Below are 15,960 nucleotides of genomic sequence, written 5' to 3'. Positions count from 1 at the left end.
TAAGTTGTGGTTTTTTGTTTAGAATTAGTTTTTTGTGAGATTAATTGGTATGTTTGATTTGTATTTTTAAATTAAATTCAAGATAATTAATCATGGAAATAAAGGATGTAGACAATAAGGAATTTGAAGAAAGAGCTGATTTCATTGCTGTTGACGATTTAATAAATTGGACTGTAGAAACTTCATTTTTTGAAAAAATACAAAGAAAGATAATTGAGCGAGGAGCAAAACTAATAGTTGGTCCGCGAGGCACTGGTAAAACACACCAATTTAGACACGCATATATTAAATGCTTAGCAGATAATTCTAAACCTTTACCATTGTATATCTCTTTTGGAAAATATTATCATTTAGAGCCTCTGCTATTTAAATCAGCAAATGCATTAAATGTTTTCCATACTTGGATTTTAGCCAAAATATCAAATGAAATTATACAAGTTGCGTTGTCTTTAGAAATTGACTTTTTGGAAAATTTTATTGAATATGAAATTGAACATAGTGATATAATTGAGTTTATACAAAATGCTGAAAGAAATTTAATTAACAGTAACAATGATTTATTAATCACTAAATTAAGTATTCAAAAAGTAATTTTACTAATTGAAGAATTATTAAAAATAACTAAGCGAAAAAGATGCATCCTTCTTCTAGATGATGCTGCATTGACCTTAACTCCAGATTACATGGTTGAATTCTTTGATGTTTTTAGAAGTTTAAAAACTCAAAATATTTCTCCTAAAGCAAGTGTTTATCCAGGAACAACTCAATATGGTCCAAGATTTCATATTGGTCAAGATGCAGAAGAAGTTTTGGCATGGTTAAATGTAGAAGACGAAAATTACAGTGTATTTATGTCTGAAATTTTAACTAAAAGATTAAATTTAAAAGAAATCAACAATGAAATAGTTGAAATTTTTAAATTCTCTTCTTTTGGGATACCAAGAGCATTTATAACATTGCTACGAGCATATATACAAACAGAAAGTAAAACTACACAACAAAAATTTAATAAAGTTATAGAAACTCAAAAAAATCTATTAGAAAAAGAATATTTATCACTTTCCTTAAAACTACCACAGTATAAATCAATAATTAAGATTGGTTTTGAATTTTATGATAAAATAATTAATGAAGTTTTCGAAGCAAATAAAAACAACCCTGAAGAAAAGAAAACTCATATTGGTATTCGTCAAGACAGTTTAGTTTATAAATCATCTAGAATGGTAAAATTTTTAATTGAAGCTGGTTTATTATATGAATTGCAATCTATAAGTGATGGTCCTGATAGAATATTTAATAGATATATACCACATTATCTTTTTTTAATTAATGCAAAAGTCTTTACCCATACGAAAGGTTTTAATACTAAATCAATGTTAGAGGCAATTAATAAAAAAAATGACAAAAGACCAATTCGTAAACAACTGAGCACTATTTTAACTGCAACCCAAATAGAAAATTTAAAACTTGACTTACCATCATGTAATAAATGTGGAATACCGAGATTATCAGAAGAACAAAAATTTTGTCACAATTGCGGAAATCCTTTAGTTGGACAATCAACATTTGAAGCAACATTAAAAATAAAAATTAAGGATCTACCATTACCTAAATGGCAAATTGAAGCAATATCAATGGGCACTGAATTAAAAACAATTGAAGACATTTATTCATCACAAAACTTGGCTAAAGATTTAAAAGATGCAAAGGGCATTGGTAAAGTAAGAACAACTAATATAGACAATATTGTTAAAGAACTTTTAGATGAATTTTTAGCATAATGGCAAATAATAGTAAAGAATATATATACAATATAAATGCAGATGCAACTACAATAAATAGTTTTGCTACTAATAGTTGTTTTGACGATACATATATTGAAAGTGACACTTCACCAATAGATAATTGTTTAAGTAAAATTAATCAACTAAATTTAATACATACGCAATATTCTGCTTTAGCTCCAAATCCTGCAAATATTCCAACTACTTACAATTTAGTTTTACTCGGATATATTTCAGCTATAGAAAGTTATATTAGGGAAATCATAAGAAAGATTATATTGATTGATAAAATTTCAAGAATTTCATGTGAACTTGAAGAAATAAATTATGGAGCTGCAATAAGTTATCCTAAATCTCTTTTACCAGAAGTAATTTTAGAAAAAGCATCTTTTGCAAACAAAGACAATATTATAAATTCATTTAAAAAATATTTAGGCTTAAAAGGTTATCAACCAAATGAATTAATTAAGACTTTAGAAGAATTTGAAAAAATATGCCATTTACGACACTGCATTGTACATCGATTTGGAAAATTGGGAAGTCAAAATGCTATTAAATTTGGATTGGATAATCATTCAAATTTAATTGAGAAACCTTTAAAATTGGATACGGGCATGGTATACAATCTGTCTATAATATGTACTAATACAGTTCTCGTGATAAACAAATATTTATATAGTAGAATTTTGGAACGTACGGCAAGTAAAGAAAATAATATTTGGGCATGGGATTTAAGAAGTGATAAATCAAAATTTGAAGTTTATTATAAATTGTTTATGTCTACAGAAATGCCTCACACAGATACAAGCTTAAGAAATGCTTATGATAAATTAAAAGCCTATCATAATTCATTATAAAAAAAGAGATCTATCCAGGTCTCTTTTCAATTTAATATATCTTCAAAAACGTTTATTTCCCATTCAATAATTTCTCCAAATACTCCACTTTATCCTTTTCAGCTTGCACCAAACGTTCGTAAAGTTCAACAACTTTATCTAAAGGATTAAAATTACAATTGTAATTAAGTCCGGCATTTACAATACCATTATCGTGATAAGTATTACCAATAATATTTAAAACCGCTTCTTCTGAAAAGTTTTTAAGTGTTTCAACAGAAACATCAAGAGCTTTTGCTACCTCAATTAATCTTTGCTCGTCAACCGTTTCGCTGTTTTCAATATTCGAAACCATCTGCTGGCTTATGCCTAAAGCCAGTGCCAGTGCATCCTGCTTCATATCTTTAAGCTCTCTGATACGGCTTATATTTCTGCCGATATGTTTTGGTTTTATTGCTGTACTCATAATTCAAAGATATTTAAAATTCTTAAGGAAAAATAGATTTTTGTAAAAAACTAAGTCCATTTGTGATATACAAACGTAAATATTTTTGTAACTCAAAATCTCTGGCTTACTTGCCGCTAATTACACAAAAGTAAGATTTTTACATCAATTAAAACTATAAGCCATGACAGAACCAAGTAAATTATCAATAACCGATTTTTTAGAATTTGCAGCCAGAGTTAACTATTTTACACAATTAAAACCCAGTAAAAAGAACAGAAACTCTTTTAAAACCAAAATGACCATATCGTGTTACAACGAATTAATGCAAACCATTATTTCGCTATTAAGAACAAGTATTAACACGCTTCAACAGGAAGAATCTCAAACTGCCATTGATGTTATGCTTCTTCTTGAAATCGCGATACAGCTTTTGCCTTCTGATGAAATGGAATTGTTGGATGAGTTGTATAAAGTGCTTCATGACTAACACTAGCAGACAATTTTGCAAGATCGATCACGGAACACCGTTATTAATAAAAGTTGCTCCAATAGCGCGGATTATAAGGATTTTTTAATTTAATCAGTGTAAACCCGTTCTACGACGTATTACAATCGCTGTGCGTAGTCTCCCGACTTCGCACCCGTTCCAATTAGCCACAACGCAAATTACAATATATTGGAACGGAATATAGAAGCGTGTACGAAGTTAGGAGACTTCGCACAGCATGAGTTTCGGTAAAAAAAAGAAAGCTGTTTTTGTAAGATACTATTTTCATAATTTCTATATTAGCCAGCTCTAGAATAATTACCAATTATTAATCTTATCCTAAAATGGCAGTTTGGCAATATCTTTTAATTGTAGTTCCTGAAGATTCAATTGACAGTAATTACGAATGTATTTTTAAAAATAACAAAACAAAATTTCTACCAGAGACTGATGTTTTTTGGAAAAATTTTAATGGTGACATTTCTTCAATCATTTCCGAACTTGATCAAATTATTCCAAAGGCAAATTGGGGGAATGATACTTATTTGAATTGGAAAGGAAATGGAAATGATGAGGAAGATAATGATGCTTGTATTTGTTTAACCGATGATAAAGCAAAAATAGAAAGCTTTCAATTTCGAATTGATTTAAGAAAAGCCCCCAATATTACTGAGGTCTTGCAAGCTATTTTAAATCTTTGCAGAAAAAATAAATTGATTTTAATTGATTTAAAGGGAGAAATTTTTCAACCAAATTTAGAGGATATTTTCAAAAGCATTAAAGCCTCAAATGCAACAAGATTTTTAAATGATCCAATACAATTTTTTGAAGATTTAAGCAAAAATAGTTCAGATGAAACCAGAGCATAAACTTATCCTTGAGTTACTAGAATCTTATTTGGAAAAGAATCCAAGTCAGAGATTTGGACAGGCATTGTTCAATCTTAATATTAATGAATTTCAGAAAACTACTGATCCTAGAAATCCAAATTATAATATTAGAGATATTCATGGTGACAATGATTTAGATATTATTGAACGAATTAAAAATCGTTTAGATTTGATTGAATCACAGAAAAATAATTAGTTCTCTCGCGCTAACAAATGCACACAATATTAAAATCAATTGCCTCCAGTTTTAACTGGAGGTTTTATTTTGCATAGTAAAAGGCTTTAGCCAAAAATGCACTAAATGTTAGGCTAAAGCCAATTTTCTAATGTAATTTTGTTCCTCCAGCTAAAGCTGGAGGCAATTCATATTTTTATCCAATTAAAATTAGATAACATTTATTTTTTACAATACAGTCAGATTAACATGATTACAAAAGCATCACTCGAAGACATTCCCGCATTAACAACTTTAATAAACTCCGCATACAGAGGCGAAACTTCTAAAAAAGGCTGGACAACCGAAGCACATTTATTAGATGGCAAAAGAACCAACGAACAAGAAATTACCGAAATATTTCTGGATCCTAAAAACACGATTCTGAAATTCACTGGATATGATACAATTATTGGTTCAGTTTTATTGGTTCAAAAAGAAAAACAATTGTATTTGGGAATGCTGACGGTTTCTCCTGAATTGCAAAACAGCGGAATCGGAAAGAAATTATTGGCTGAAGCCGAAAATCATGCTAAAATGCTTGGTTTGTCAAGTATTATTATGACGGTTATCTCGGTTCGTGAAGAGCTTATCGAGTGGTACAAACGTCATGGATATGTTGATACAGGCGAAAGAGAGACTTTTCCTGAAAGTGAAATTCATATTACGATTTCTGATGTGCCTATGGAATTTATTTTCTTGGAGAAAAGGCTCTAAGTTTTTTGCCGCGAAGACACGAAGGCACGAAGTTTTTTTTAAAATCTCGTAATCCTGATAGCTATCGGGAGCAAAGTTGCTAAGTTTTTTATACAGTTTCTTAGCAGTTTGTCATTTCGACGAAGGAGAAATCACACTAGTAATTCTACAAAGATTGGCGACAAACGTTTCGGAATCCCGCGTGTGATTTCTCCTTTCTCGAAATGAAAAAAAAATGCTGTCAGGATTGCGAAATTTTCACATAATGGTAGACGCACCGAAGTGCGTCTCTCCAGAGAAACCTTTGTCTCTCTGCCCCTATGTTCCTTTGAACCTCAAAAAACTAAGAAACCCTTCGTTTGATTTTTGACAAGAACTCATGTGAGACTCCCAAATAAGACGAAAGATTCTTATTGTTTATAGTTTGGACTTTTTGAGGATAACGATCTTTAAAATCTAAATAACGCTGTTTTGAAGTTTTATTTAAAACATCTAAAAGTCGTCGCTGGATCGCGACATTCGCACGTTCTATCATGAGAACATGAAACTGCATTATTTTGGGAACTTCTTCAAACAATTGTGCTTTTTTGACTTTACTAATTACCAAAATCTCGCTATCTTCAATTGCTTTAATATTATACGTTGTTGGTTTTTGATGGTAAAAACTTTCGAGGTCACACATCCATTCATTTTCAAAGGAAAAGAAAATCACCGTTTCTGTTCCGTTTTCGTTAAGAACATACGTTTTAAAAGAGCCTTTTAAAATAAATCCTTCGTAACTGTTGTTGGAGTCCTGGGTTTGTAGAAATTGATTTTTTTTAAGTTTGATGAGTTCGGCTTTTGAAACAATTAAGTTCCATTCTTCATCTGTGAGCGGAATCTTTCGCTCAATGTTTTTTCTTAGTAGGTTGTACATCTTTGTGGTTTTTGTGGGGGAATAAATTTGTTTTCAATTCATTATTTATTAGGGGCTTAAAAAATGTAATCGATTACGTAAAAGTACGTTATTTATGTCTTTTTGTAAATTAATAACTGTTAAAAAAACATATTTATTAGAATTTTTTACAAAAGTTTGAACTTGTTCAATTTTTTTCCTACAAATTATAGTCAGTTTTGCGTTGTTAAAATTTTTATAAATAACCCAAACTCTTATTATGAAATTAAAATCGACACTCTCAATGTTTCTACTGACATTGACTTTCGGATTTACAGCATGTAATTCTGAAGAAATCGCTTCAAACACAGAAGCAAGCACTGAAACAACAGCTGAAACTGTAATTGACGCTGCTTCAAACGTTACAGCTAAAATTGGAAACTGCGCTGAAGTTCCAGGATGGGCTTCACAAAACGGAGGCACAACCGGCGGTGGTTCATCGTCAGAAACAACTGTTACTACCTACGCACAGTTGAAATCGGCTATTGAAAACACATCAGTAAAAGTGATCAAAGTTTCTGGAACTATTACAGTTACAACAAGATTGTCTTTCCAAGACCAAACTGGAAAAACGATTTACGGAGCAAATGGCGCTAAATTAGTTTCGACTAATCAGACTAAAGATGCGTCTGGAATTATCAACATTAAAAGATGTAAAAACATCATTATCAGAAATTTAATTTTTGAAGGTCCTGGTGCTTATGATACTGACGGCTGGGACAATGCAATTTTGGACGAATGTACAAATGTATGGGTTGACCACTGCGAATTTAGAGATGGTGTAGATGGAAACTTCGACATCAAAAACAAATCAGATTATATTTCGGTTACGTATTCTAAATTCCATTACCTAAAACCACCAAAAGCGGGAGGTTCTGGAGGATCTGATGATCACAGATATTCAAATTTAATTGGTTCTAGCGACGGTGCAACTGGTGACCGTGGAAAACTTAGAATCACATTTGCAAGATGCTGGTGGGCGCCTGGATGTAAAGAAAGAATGCCAAGAGTTCGTTTTGGAAAAGTACATTTAGTAAACAACTTCTTTAACAGCACTGTAAGCAACAAATGTGTTGCGGCAGGTTTTGAAGCTAGCATTCGTGTAGAAAGCAACGTTTTTGAAGGTGTAAAAACACCAATCGATTTAATGACAGGATTTACAGCTGTTACTGCAACTGATAATGTTTTCACGAATACAACTGGAAATCAAGCAGGAAGCGGAACAGCGTTTACGCCACCATATTCTATTGTAAAATTGAATAAAACTGCGGTTAAAGCTGATATTTCGGCTAACGCGGGAGCAACTTTAGGCGGTAACGTCTGCGGTTCATTTTAATTGACTCTGGATAGCAAAAAATGAGTTAGTTTAGTTTCTAAAACCATACATTATTTTATATAATGTGTGGTTTTTTATTTTTTACCGCAAAGTTTATCTGTAGAGACGCACCGCAGTGCGTCTAACACACAGTATGGACAATTGGAGCGTAGACGCACTGCAGTGCGTCTCTACAGAAAACCTTTGTCCCTTTGTCCCTTTGAACCTTTTTCCTTAAAGTACCAATTCTTCAAATAAACGTTGAATCGTTTTCTCCAAATCCTGACTTAAACCTGGATGAGGTCTTGAAGTTTGAATTGCCGAACTCCGAATTGCGGTTAACCATCTAAAACGTTCTGGAATATCAAATGCAGCAATTGGGCCACCGTCTTTGGCTCCGTTTGTTATTTTTTCTAATGAAGTTAAATTGCACTCGAATTGTTCGATATCAAAATCGGCAGAAAGTGCTTGGATTTTTTCTTTATTTAAATGAAAAAGGACTTTTATAAATTTAGCTTTTTTGCAAAATAAAATAATTCCGATATTCAGGAATTCTTCGCGCTCTACCCTCGGCACAACACGAATCACAGCATATTCGTATAAGTGGTTATCTTGCATTTTGAGCCTGATTTACAAAAATTTCTGAATTTTCTAATCTCGTTTTTAAAAACTGTAAGTATACATTTCGCAAACCTTCAGGTGTTTCGTCGGTATCTTCCCATTCAAGCCAGTCTACTGGAATTGTATTTACAATTTCTTCTAAAATTTCTGATGTTAAAAGCGCTTTAAATTCGGCATCAACTTCTTTTAAAAGTGAAGCTTGCGGCAGTAAAACATGGTCTTTTATCAATGCAAACGGACTTCTGGAATGTTGTTCCCAATTGTTCCAGGAATGGTGAAAATACAAACACGCTCCGTGATCAATCAGCCATAATTCTTTATGCCAGATCAGCATATTGGTATTTTTGAAAGTTCTGTCGACGTTGGTAATATAAGCATCCAGCCAAACAATCTGCGAAGCTAGTTTGGCGTCGACAGTAGTTACAACGGGATCAAAAGTAATAGCGCCAGATAAAAAATGAAGCGCGAGATTTAATCCCTGACTTCCCTGCAGTAAGTCCTGAATTTCTTCATCGGCTTCGGTTCTTCCAAATGCTTCGTCGAGATTAGCGAAAACCAATTCGGGAAGCTGTAATTTTAAAGCTTTTGCAATTTGTCCGCCTACTAGTTCGGCTATAAGGGCTTTTACGCCGTGTCCGGCACCTCTAAATTTTAATACGTATTTAAAATCGTCATCGGCTTCTGCCAAAGCGGGTAAAGAACCGCCTTCGCGCAATGGCGTGATGTAACGAGTAACATTTACCGTTCTAAGATCGAAGTTGTTTATCATTTTTAAAGATTCAAAGATGCTAAGGAACTGAGTTGCTAAGTTTCTAATCTTTGACATTACAAACTTACGATTTTTGATTTTAGATTGTATTTTTTACCGTAAAGTTCATAAAGGTTTACGCAATCCCGAAGTCTCGGAACGCAGCGTTTTTTAAGTATTCCTTTTAGTTCCCAAAGATTCATCGATATTTTTTGTCATCCTTGAGGCACGAAGGATCACACTAGAAGCTCCGTAAAGAAATTCGCCAATCTTTGTAGAGTTACGTGTGTGATCCTTCGTGCCTTTACAAGGATGACAAACTAAATGCAACTATCTAATTATCAAATTGGCACATTACCTAATTCTAAAAATGCTTTCCCGAGATTCTCTATAATATCTGAGGCTATAAAAGATTCATAACCCGTTTGGGTTACAGCAATATCTGCTGTTAAGCCATGAAGATAAACGCCAAATTTTGAGGCGTATTTGGGTTCGTAGCCTTGCGCGAGCAGACTTGTCAGGATTCCGGTTAAGGTGTCGCCGCTTCCTGCAGTTGCGAGTGCTGCGTTTCCTGTTGTGTTTTCGTAAACCGAATTTCTGTTGATGATAAATGTTGGCGCGCCTTTCATGACCACAATGACTTTGTATTTTTCTGAAAAAGCAATCGTTTTTTGAAACTTTTGAGATTCTGAGTTCCATTTGCCGATCAAACGTTCGAGTTCTTTTGGATGAGGTGTTAGAATTGTATCTTCGGGAACTAACTCCAGCCAAGATAAATTTTCTGAGATAATATTTAAAGCATCGGCATCGAGAACTAAGGGAACTTTGTTGGATCTTAAAAATTCAAATAAAGCTTTTTGGGTTGCCAATTCTTTTCCGATTCCTGGTCCGATTCCAATGGCTTGGGGAATTAATGGCAGGTGAATATTAGTAATGAAATTGGTATTTTCATCTGTAACTGTCATTACTTCTGGAATGGAAATTTGAAGGATTTGATAACCGCATTTTGGTACAAAAGTCGTAACAAGTCCGCATCCTGATTTTAAGCAGGCCTTGGAAGCCAGAACCGCTGCGCCAATTTTTCCGTAACTTCCTGCAATAATTACGGCGTGTCCCTGAATTCCTTTGTGCGTGTGCGGATTTACGGGTTTGTAAATCTTTAAAATTTCTTCTTTGTTAATTAAAAACGGAGACTTCATTCGGCTTCTTTTATATATTAAAGTTACAAAAAAATTGAAAGCACGAAATCTTTCTTTTGAACGGTCAGCCCTAGCCCCGGGAGAAGCGGCATCCTTTTTGTTTTTTCTTTAAAAACAAAAAGATATAGCGGATCACGGGAAATAGCTCCTAATCATTGCGAAATTTATAATTTAGTGTATCATTTTTCGATATTTTTTGAATAAATTTGCGACTCAATTTTATAAAACAACACAATGAAAAATACTGCGCTTACGCACATACATGAAGGTTTAGGAGCAAAAATGCTTCCTTTTGCGGGTTATAACATGCCTATTACTTATGAAGGGGTTAATGCTGAACACGAAACGGTTCGTAACAGTGTGGGCGTTTTTGACGTTTCGCATATGGGTGAATTTTTGTTAACAGGTCCAAATGCTTTGGCTTTGATTCAGAAAGTGACTTCGAATGATGCGTCTACTTTAACAATTGGCAGAGCGCAATATTCTTGTCTTCCTAATAATGAAGGCGGAATTGTAGACGATTTGATTGTTTATAAAATGAAAGAGGAGCAATATTTACTGGTTGTAAATGCTTCGAATATTGAAAAAGACTGGAACTGGATTTCGTCTCACAATGATTTGGGTGCCGAAATGAAAAATCTTTCTGATGATTATTCATTGTTGGCTATTCAAGGTCCAAAAGCGGTTGAGGCTATGCAGGCTTTGACTTCTGTAAATTTAGCATCGATTCCTTATTATCATTTTGAAGTAGGTGATTTTGCGGGAATTGAACATGTAATTATTTCTGCTACAGGATATACTGGTTCTGGAGGATTTGAAATTTACTGCAAAAACAACGAAGTAGAACAGGTTTGGAACAAAGTTTTTGAAGCTGGTGCTGCTTTCGGAATCAAGCCAATTGGTCTTGCTGCGCGTGATACTTTGCGTCTTGAAATGGGATTCTGTTTGTACGGAAATGATATTAACGATACGACTTCTCCACTTGAAGCTGGTTTAGGATGGATTACTAAATTCACAAAGGATTTCACTAATTCTGAGAGCTTGAAAAAACAAAAAGAAGCGGGTGTTACTAAAAAATTGGTTGCTTTTGAAATGCAGGAACGTGCAGTACCAAGACATGATTATGAAATCGTTGATGGTTCTGGAGCTGTAATAGGAATTGTAACTTCTGGAACTATGTCTCCTTCTATGAATAAAGGAATTGGTTTAGGATATGTTACTGTTTCAAACAGTGCTGTTGACAGTGATATTTTTATTAGAATTAGAAAAAATGATGTTCCAGCTAAAGTGATTAAACTTCCGTTTTACAAGAAATAATTTTTCTAGACATATATAATTTAAGAGTGCATTGCTTGTAAAGTATTGCACTCTTTTTTTTGCTTTAAAACTAAAAATTTATTGATAAAAATTAGCGTTTTATGCATTTCGCAGCTAAAAACTTTTGGTTGTCGATATTTTAGTAAAAAGACTACTATTTGTAAAAAAATTAGTGTAACTTTAATCTGAACGATGAATTTCCATTTATGAAAAAGATTTCACTACTCCTACTTTTACTGACTTCAACAGTCTTTTTTGGTCAGAACAGCGCAGAAACTTGTGAAATATTAAACAAAATAAATGCGCTTATTCAAGCCGAACATCTTCGCCCTAAACCTGTTGACGACAGTTTGTCTGTGTTTGTTTTTGATAATCTCATTAACGAACTGGATCCTTCCCGAAATATCTTTTTTAAGAGTGAATATGAAGAACTGGCTTCTAAATACCGTTATAATTTAGATGATCTGATTCTTAAAAATGACTGCAGTTTCCTTACTGAAATTAAAGCGAAATATGTAAATGGTCTTGTACGCACTAAAAAAACGTTAGAAAAGATACAGACTACAGCGATAGATTATGCTAAAAAAGATACGATTCGTTTCTATAAAAAATCATTTGATTTTTACTTAAAAAACGAGGATTTAGAAAGAGTCTGGATTAAAAAACTTCGCTATCAAATACTGGACGATATTGCTGAAACAAGCACTAACTTAGATTCTATTAAAGCTAATTTTAAATCGATTGAACTGGTCTCAAAAAACAAGATTCTTACTAATGAAATCTGCCGTTTTACTACTTTATTAGACACGAATACAAAACAGGAAGAAAAATTGTATAATTATTTCTGTACTTATTTTGATCCGCATACTGCTTATTTTAGTGATGATTCGAAAACGAGTTTTATGGCTTCTTTGTCTAAAGAACATTTATCTCTTGGAATGACTGTTAACTTAAATGAAAAGAATGAAATTATAATTGATGAGGTCGATCCGAATGGGCCTGCGTATCAAACTGGACAAATAAAAAAGGGCGATCAGATTATTTCTATTTCCAATCAAAAAGATACTTTGCAGGTTTCTTGTGCTTCTTTAGAATCTATTTCGACTATGATTTTATCGGAGACAAATAGACAAATTACGCTTACTTTAAAGCGCAATTCTGGGAAAACTTTTGATGTTTATATCGAAAAGCAAGTGATGAAAGATGAGGACAATTCAGTTTTCAGCTTCATAATTGGTAAGGATAGTAAAATAGGCTATATCAAAATTCCGAGTTTTTACGCTGATTTGGATGGAAACAGTCGAAAAGGCTGCGCTGATGATGTCGCGCGAGAAGTCGTAAAGCTAGAAAGAGACAATATAAAAGGACTTGTAATTGACTTAATTGACAATGGCGGCGGTTCTATGGAAGAAGCTATAAAACTGGCTGGTATGTTTGTAGATTATGGGCCAATCTCAATTGTGGTTGATAATCGAAAAGAAAAATCGGTGATTAATGATCCTTTTAAAGGCGTTATCTATAGAGGTCCGATTGTGGTATTAGTAAACAGCAACACTGCTTCTGCAAGTGAATTTTTTGCTTCTATTATGCAGGATTACAATCGAGCTTTATTATTAGGAAGCAGTACGCTGGGGAAAGCTACTATGCAAACCATTCTTTCGCTTGACGAAGAAAAAAATACCGATTTCTTAAAAATCACGATTAATAAATTTTACAGAATTACAGGTAAAAGTCATCAATATATTGGCGTAAAGCCAGATGTTGTACTGCCTGAATTTTATGAGGATATTTACCAGAAAGAAAGTGATTTTCCGACTGCTATGAAAAATGACAGTATTGCCCCGTTTTTGAAGTATAAAACATATGTAAAACGAAATTTAATCGATAAAATTGCTAAAAATAGTTCTGCAAGACTTGCTGATAATTATTTCTTTAGCAACATAAAAAAGATTAACCTCAAAATTGACCAGCTTGTCAATACACCAAAAGCAGAAATTCCGATGACTTTAGATGCTGTTTTTAAACAAAAAAACTCCTTAGAAGCGCTTTGGACAGAGATTAATACTTTTAATGATGAAAATAATCCTCTTGATGTTTATAATTCTAGTATTAATCAGCTTTTATTGGGGGCTTATCCAACAGATAAAACGATCAATCAGTCTCAAATGGATAATCTTAAAACAAATCCGTACCTAAACGAAGCGGTGAATATCATTAATGAATTTAATGGTGGGAGTAAGTAGTTTTTTGTTTCAGTTTTAACCGTGGTAGACGCTTTTTTTAACCGCGAAGTCCGCAAAGATTTACGCAAAGTACACAAAGATATTTTTTAGTTAATTTTATAAAACAAAAAGAGTTCGTAAAGCAATGTAGATAAAGCGTTGTGAACTTTGCTTTTATAAACACAACTTTATACAAAAAATCTTTGCGGACTTTGTGGTTAAATCCAACACAAGAAACAGGACTTGAAAGATTTTTTTTAACCGCGAAGTCCGCAAAGATTTACGCAAAGTACACAAAGATTTTTTGGGTTCACTTTATAAAATAAAAGAGTTCGCAAAGCTATGAGGATAAAGCTTTGCGAACTTTTCTTTTATAAACACAACTTTATACAAAAAAATCTTTGCGGACTTTGCGGTTAAATTCAAGATACAGGACTTGAAAGAATATTTTTTTTAACCGCGAAGTCCGCAAAGATTTACGCAAAGTACACAAAGATTTTTTGGGTTCATTTTATAAAATAAAAGAGTTCGCAAAGCTATGAGGATAAAGCTTTGCGAACTTTTCTTTTATAAACACAACTTTATACAAAAAAAATCTTTGCGGACTTTGCGGTTAAATTCAAGATACAGGACTTGAAAGAATATTTTTATACCGCAAAGTCCGCAAAGATTTACTCAAAGTACACAAAGATATTTTTTAGTTAGTTTTATAAAATAAAAAAAGTTCGCAAAGCTATAAGAGTAAAGCTTTGCGAACTTCTCTTTTATAAACACAACTTTATACAAAAAAATCTTTGCGGACTTTGCGGTTAAATTCAAGATACAGCACTCGTAAGAATCTTTTTTTTACCGCAAAGTCCGCAAAGATTTACGCAAAGTACACAAAGATTTTTTGAGTTAATTTTATAAAATAAAAAGAGTTCGCAAAGTTATGTAGATAAAGCTGTGCGAACTTTTTCTTTTATAAACACAACTTTATACAAAAAATCTTTGCGGACTTTGTGGTTAAATTCAAGACACAGGACTTGAAAGAATGTTTTTTTGACCGCAAAGTCCGCAAAGATTTACGCAAGTACACAAAGTACAGAAAGATTTTTTGAGTTAATTTTATAAAATAAAAAGAGTTCACAAAGTTATGTAGATAAAGCTTTGCGAACTTTGCTTTTATAAACATAACTTTATACAAAAAAATCTTTGCGGACTTTGCGGTTAAATTCAAAATAAGATACAAGACACAGGACCTAAAACCTCAACACCAAAACATTCCATAAAAAAGAGTTGTTTTGATTTTGGAAAAATAAGGAATAACCGTATTTTTGCATTACAAAACTTAAAATTAGAAATGGGAAGAGCATTCGAATTTAGAAAAGGAAGAAAAATGAAACGCTGGTCTGCAATGGCCAAAACTTTTACCAGAATTGGTAAAGATATTGTAATGGCTGTTAAAGAAGGCGGTCCTAACCCAGACGCCAATTCTAGATTAAGAGCTGTTATACAAAACGCGAAGGCTGCCAACATGCCGAAAGACAATGTGGAGCGCGCGATTAAAAATGCAAGTAATAAAGATACTGCCAACTATAAAGAAATTTTGTTTGAAGGATATGCTCCTCACGGAATTGCAATCTTAATTGAAACTGCATCTGATAACAATAATAGAACTGTAGCAAACATTAGAAGTTATTTTAATAAATGCAACGGAACTATGGGAACTCAAGGTTCTGTTGAGTTTATGTTTGATCATACTTGTAATTTCAGAATTGCAAAAGGCGATCTTGATCCAGAAGAATTAGAATTGGAACTTATTGATTTTGGTGCCGAAGAAGTTTTTGAAGACGAAGACGGAATTTTAATCTATGCTCCTTTTGGAAGTTTTGGTGCTTTGCAAAAAGAATTAGAAAACAGAGGTTTGGAGATTTTATCTTCTGGTTTTGAGCGTATTCCGCAAATCACAAAAGAACTTACGGAAGCGCAAATCGCTGATGTTGAAAAATTAATCGAGAAAATCGAAGAAGATGATGACGTTATGAACGTTTATCATACAATGCAGGAAGAAGCATAATTTTTTCTTTTTATAAATTATACTAAAGCTCTAGATTTTTCTAGAGCTTTTTTTATTTAATAAATGACTAGTCCTAAATAATCGATACAGATTATTAGACAAATATATTTAATTAGACACCTGTAATATTTTTTATTGCAGGTGTTTTTCTTTTATAAGTTCTCATCTTTACTACACTTTGTTGATGCAT

Annotated in this window: 15 protein-coding genes; 10 read left to right on the top strand and 5 right to left on the bottom strand. The window is 32.9% G+C overall.

Features of this window, described 5'->3' with window-relative positions; translation table 11 throughout:
* Positions 1-92: 92 nt before the first annotated feature.
* Both BSF42_RS18980 and BSF42_RS18975 read left to right on the top strand, forming a co-directional pair.
* On the top strand, positions 93-1,781 hold the full coding sequence (locus tag BSF42_RS18980; protein WP_095954683.1) for a zinc ribbon domain-containing protein: 1,689 nt from the start codon (positions 93-95) through the stop codon (positions 1,779-1,781).
* Complete coding sequence (locus BSF42_RS18975; protein ID WP_095954682.1) at positions 1,781-2,641, top strand: hypothetical protein; 861 nt, start codon at positions 1,781-1,783, stop codon at positions 2,639-2,641. The genes BSF42_RS18980 and BSF42_RS18975 overlap by 1 nt, the downstream gene beginning before the upstream one ends.
* A 52-nt stretch (positions 2,642-2,693) precedes the next feature.
* Here the strand turns inward: BSF42_RS18975 and BSF42_RS18970 are convergent, their stop codons facing one another.
* Entirely contained in the window at positions 2,694-3,086 is a 393-nt protein-coding gene (locus BSF42_RS18970; protein WP_095954681.1) for a helix-turn-helix domain-containing protein, read from the bottom strand.
* Between the two features lie 163 nt (positions 3,087-3,249).
* On the opposite strand from BSF42_RS18970, the gene BSF42_RS18965 reads away from it, so the two are divergent.
* From BSF42_RS18965 to BSF42_RS18950, 4 genes are all read left to right on the top strand, one after another.
* On the top strand, positions 3,250-3,555 hold the full coding sequence (locus BSF42_RS18965) for a hypothetical protein (protein ID WP_095954680.1): 306 nt from the start codon (positions 3,250-3,252) through the stop codon (positions 3,553-3,555).
* Positions 3,556-3,899: 344 nt separating this feature from the next.
* Positions 3,900-4,424, top strand: a complete 525-nt coding sequence (locus BSF42_RS18960; RefSeq protein ID WP_095954679.1) for a hypothetical protein — start codon at positions 3,900-3,902, stop codon at positions 4,422-4,424.
* Positions 4,408-4,641: a hypothetical protein gene (locus BSF42_RS18955; protein WP_095954678.1), complete on the top strand. Its 234-nt coding sequence runs from the start codon at positions 4,408-4,410 to the stop codon at positions 4,639-4,641. The genes BSF42_RS18960 and BSF42_RS18955 overlap by 17 nt, the downstream gene beginning before the upstream one ends.
* Before the next feature lie 228 nt (positions 4,642-4,869).
* Entirely contained in the window at positions 4,870-5,376 is a 507-nt protein-coding gene (locus BSF42_RS18950; protein ID WP_095954677.1) for a GNAT family N-acetyltransferase, read from the top strand.
* A 322-nt stretch (positions 5,377-5,698) separates the two neighbouring features.
* On the opposite strand, the gene BSF42_RS18945 is transcribed toward BSF42_RS18950, so the two are convergent.
* Complete coding sequence (locus BSF42_RS18945) at positions 5,699-6,271, bottom strand: Crp/Fnr family transcriptional regulator (protein WP_095954676.1); 573 nt, start codon at positions 6,269-6,271, stop codon at positions 5,699-5,701.
* 238 nt (positions 6,272-6,509) lie between these two features.
* On the opposite strand from BSF42_RS18945, the gene BSF42_RS18940 reads away from it, so the two are divergent.
* Positions 6,510-7,625, top strand: a complete 1,116-nt coding sequence (locus BSF42_RS18940) for a polysaccharide lyase family 1 protein (RefSeq protein ID WP_095954675.1) — start codon at positions 6,510-6,512, stop codon at positions 7,623-7,625.
* A 213-nt stretch (positions 7,626-7,838) separates the two neighbouring features.
* Here the strand turns inward: BSF42_RS18940 and BSF42_RS18935 are convergent, their stop codons facing one another.
* The 3 genes from BSF42_RS18935 to BSF42_RS18925 all read right to left on the bottom strand — a co-directional run bounded on the left by BSF42_RS18935 (position 7,839) and on the right by BSF42_RS18925 (position 10,172).
* Positions 7,839-8,222: a DUF3037 domain-containing protein gene (locus BSF42_RS18935; RefSeq protein ID WP_095954674.1), complete on the bottom strand. Its 384-nt coding sequence runs from the start codon at positions 8,220-8,222 to the stop codon at positions 7,839-7,841.
* A complete protein-coding gene (locus BSF42_RS18930; RefSeq protein ID WP_095954673.1) occupies positions 8,212-8,994 on the bottom strand; it encodes a HipA family kinase in 783 nt (260 codons plus the stop codon). The genes BSF42_RS18935 and BSF42_RS18930 overlap by 11 nt, the downstream gene beginning before the upstream one ends.
* Before the next feature lie 320 nt (positions 8,995-9,314).
* Entirely contained in the window at positions 9,315-10,172 is an 858-nt protein-coding gene (locus BSF42_RS18925; protein WP_095954672.1) for an NAD(P)H-hydrate dehydratase, read from the bottom strand.
* Positions 10,173-10,406: 234 nt separating this feature from the next.
* Here BSF42_RS18925 and gcvT point away from each other — a divergent pair, with 234 nt between their 5' ends.
* From gcvT to BSF42_RS18910, 3 genes are all read left to right on the top strand, one after another.
* Entirely contained in the window at positions 10,407-11,489 is a 1,083-nt protein-coding gene (gene gcvT / locus BSF42_RS18920) for a glycine cleavage system aminomethyltransferase GcvT (RefSeq protein WP_095954671.1), read from the top strand.
* Positions 11,490-11,695: 206 nt separating this feature from the next.
* Positions 11,696-13,732 carry a carboxy terminal-processing peptidase gene (locus tag BSF42_RS18915; RefSeq protein WP_095954670.1) on the top strand — a complete coding sequence of 679 codons (2,037 nt, stop codon included), beginning with the start codon at positions 11,696-11,698 and terminating at the stop codon, positions 13,730-13,732.
* Positions 13,733-15,053: 1,321 nt separating this feature from the next.
* Positions 15,054-15,770: a YebC/PmpR family DNA-binding transcriptional regulator gene (locus BSF42_RS18910; protein ID WP_095954669.1), complete on the top strand. Its 717-nt coding sequence runs from the start codon at positions 15,054-15,056 to the stop codon at positions 15,768-15,770.
* The last annotated feature ends 190 nt before the right edge of the window (positions 15,771-15,960 follow it).

Source organism: Flavobacterium sp. ACN6, assembly GCF_002304005.1.
In the GTDB taxonomy this organism is placed as follows: domain Bacteria; phylum Bacteroidota; class Bacteroidia; order Flavobacteriales; family Flavobacteriaceae; genus Flavobacterium.
Note: the sequence above shows the minus strand (reverse complement) of the source record. Positions and strands in the feature narration are given on the sequence as shown.

What these genes read in the sequence shown, in the direction of transcription:
- BSF42_RS18980 (WP_095954683.1), top strand. Translation starts at nt 93, where the DNA reads ATGGAAATAAAGGATGTAGACAATAAGGAATTTGAAGAAAGAGCTGAT.
- BSF42_RS18975 (WP_095954682.1), top strand. Translation starts at nt 1,781, where the DNA reads ATGGCAAATAATAGTAAAGAATATATATACAATATAAATGCAGATGCA.
- BSF42_RS18970 (WP_095954681.1), bottom strand. Translation starts at nt 3,086, where the DNA reads ATGAGTACAGCAATAAAACCAAAACATATCGGCAGAAATATAAGCCGT.
- BSF42_RS18965 (WP_095954680.1), top strand. Translation starts at nt 3,250, where the DNA reads ATGACAGAACCAAGTAAATTATCAATAACCGATTTTTTAGAATTTGCA.
- BSF42_RS18960 (WP_095954679.1), top strand. Translation starts at nt 3,900, where the DNA reads ATGGCAGTTTGGCAATATCTTTTAATTGTAGTTCCTGAAGATTCAATT.
- BSF42_RS18955 (WP_095954678.1), top strand. Translation starts at nt 4,408, where the DNA reads ATGAAACCAGAGCATAAACTTATCCTTGAGTTACTAGAATCTTATTTG.
- BSF42_RS18950 (WP_095954677.1), top strand. Translation starts at nt 4,870, where the DNA reads ATGATTACAAAAGCATCACTCGAAGACATTCCCGCATTAACAACTTTA.
- BSF42_RS18945 (WP_095954676.1), bottom strand. Translation starts at nt 6,271, where the DNA reads ATGTACAACCTACTAAGAAAAAACATTGAGCGAAAGATTCCGCTCACA.
- BSF42_RS18940 (WP_095954675.1), top strand. Translation starts at nt 6,510, where the DNA reads ATGAAATTAAAATCGACACTCTCAATGTTTCTACTGACATTGACTTTC.
- BSF42_RS18935 (WP_095954674.1), bottom strand. Translation starts at nt 8,222, where the DNA reads ATGCAAGATAACCACTTATACGAATATGCTGTGATTCGTGTTGTGCCG.
- BSF42_RS18930 (WP_095954673.1), bottom strand. Translation starts at nt 8,994, where the DNA reads ATGATAAACAACTTCGATCTTAGAACGGTAAATGTTACTCGTTACATC.
- BSF42_RS18925 (WP_095954672.1), bottom strand. Translation starts at nt 10,172, where the DNA reads ATGAAGTCTCCGTTTTTAATTAACAAAGAAGAAATTTTAAAGATTTAC.
- gcvT (WP_095954671.1), top strand. Translation starts at nt 10,407, where the DNA reads ATGAAAAATACTGCGCTTACGCACATACATGAAGGTTTAGGAGCAAAA.
- BSF42_RS18915 (WP_095954670.1), top strand. Translation starts at nt 11,696, where the DNA reads ATGAAAAAGATTTCACTACTCCTACTTTTACTGACTTCAACAGTCTTT.
- BSF42_RS18910 (WP_095954669.1), top strand. Translation starts at nt 15,054, where the DNA reads ATGGGAAGAGCATTCGAATTTAGAAAAGGAAGAAAAATGAAACGCTGG.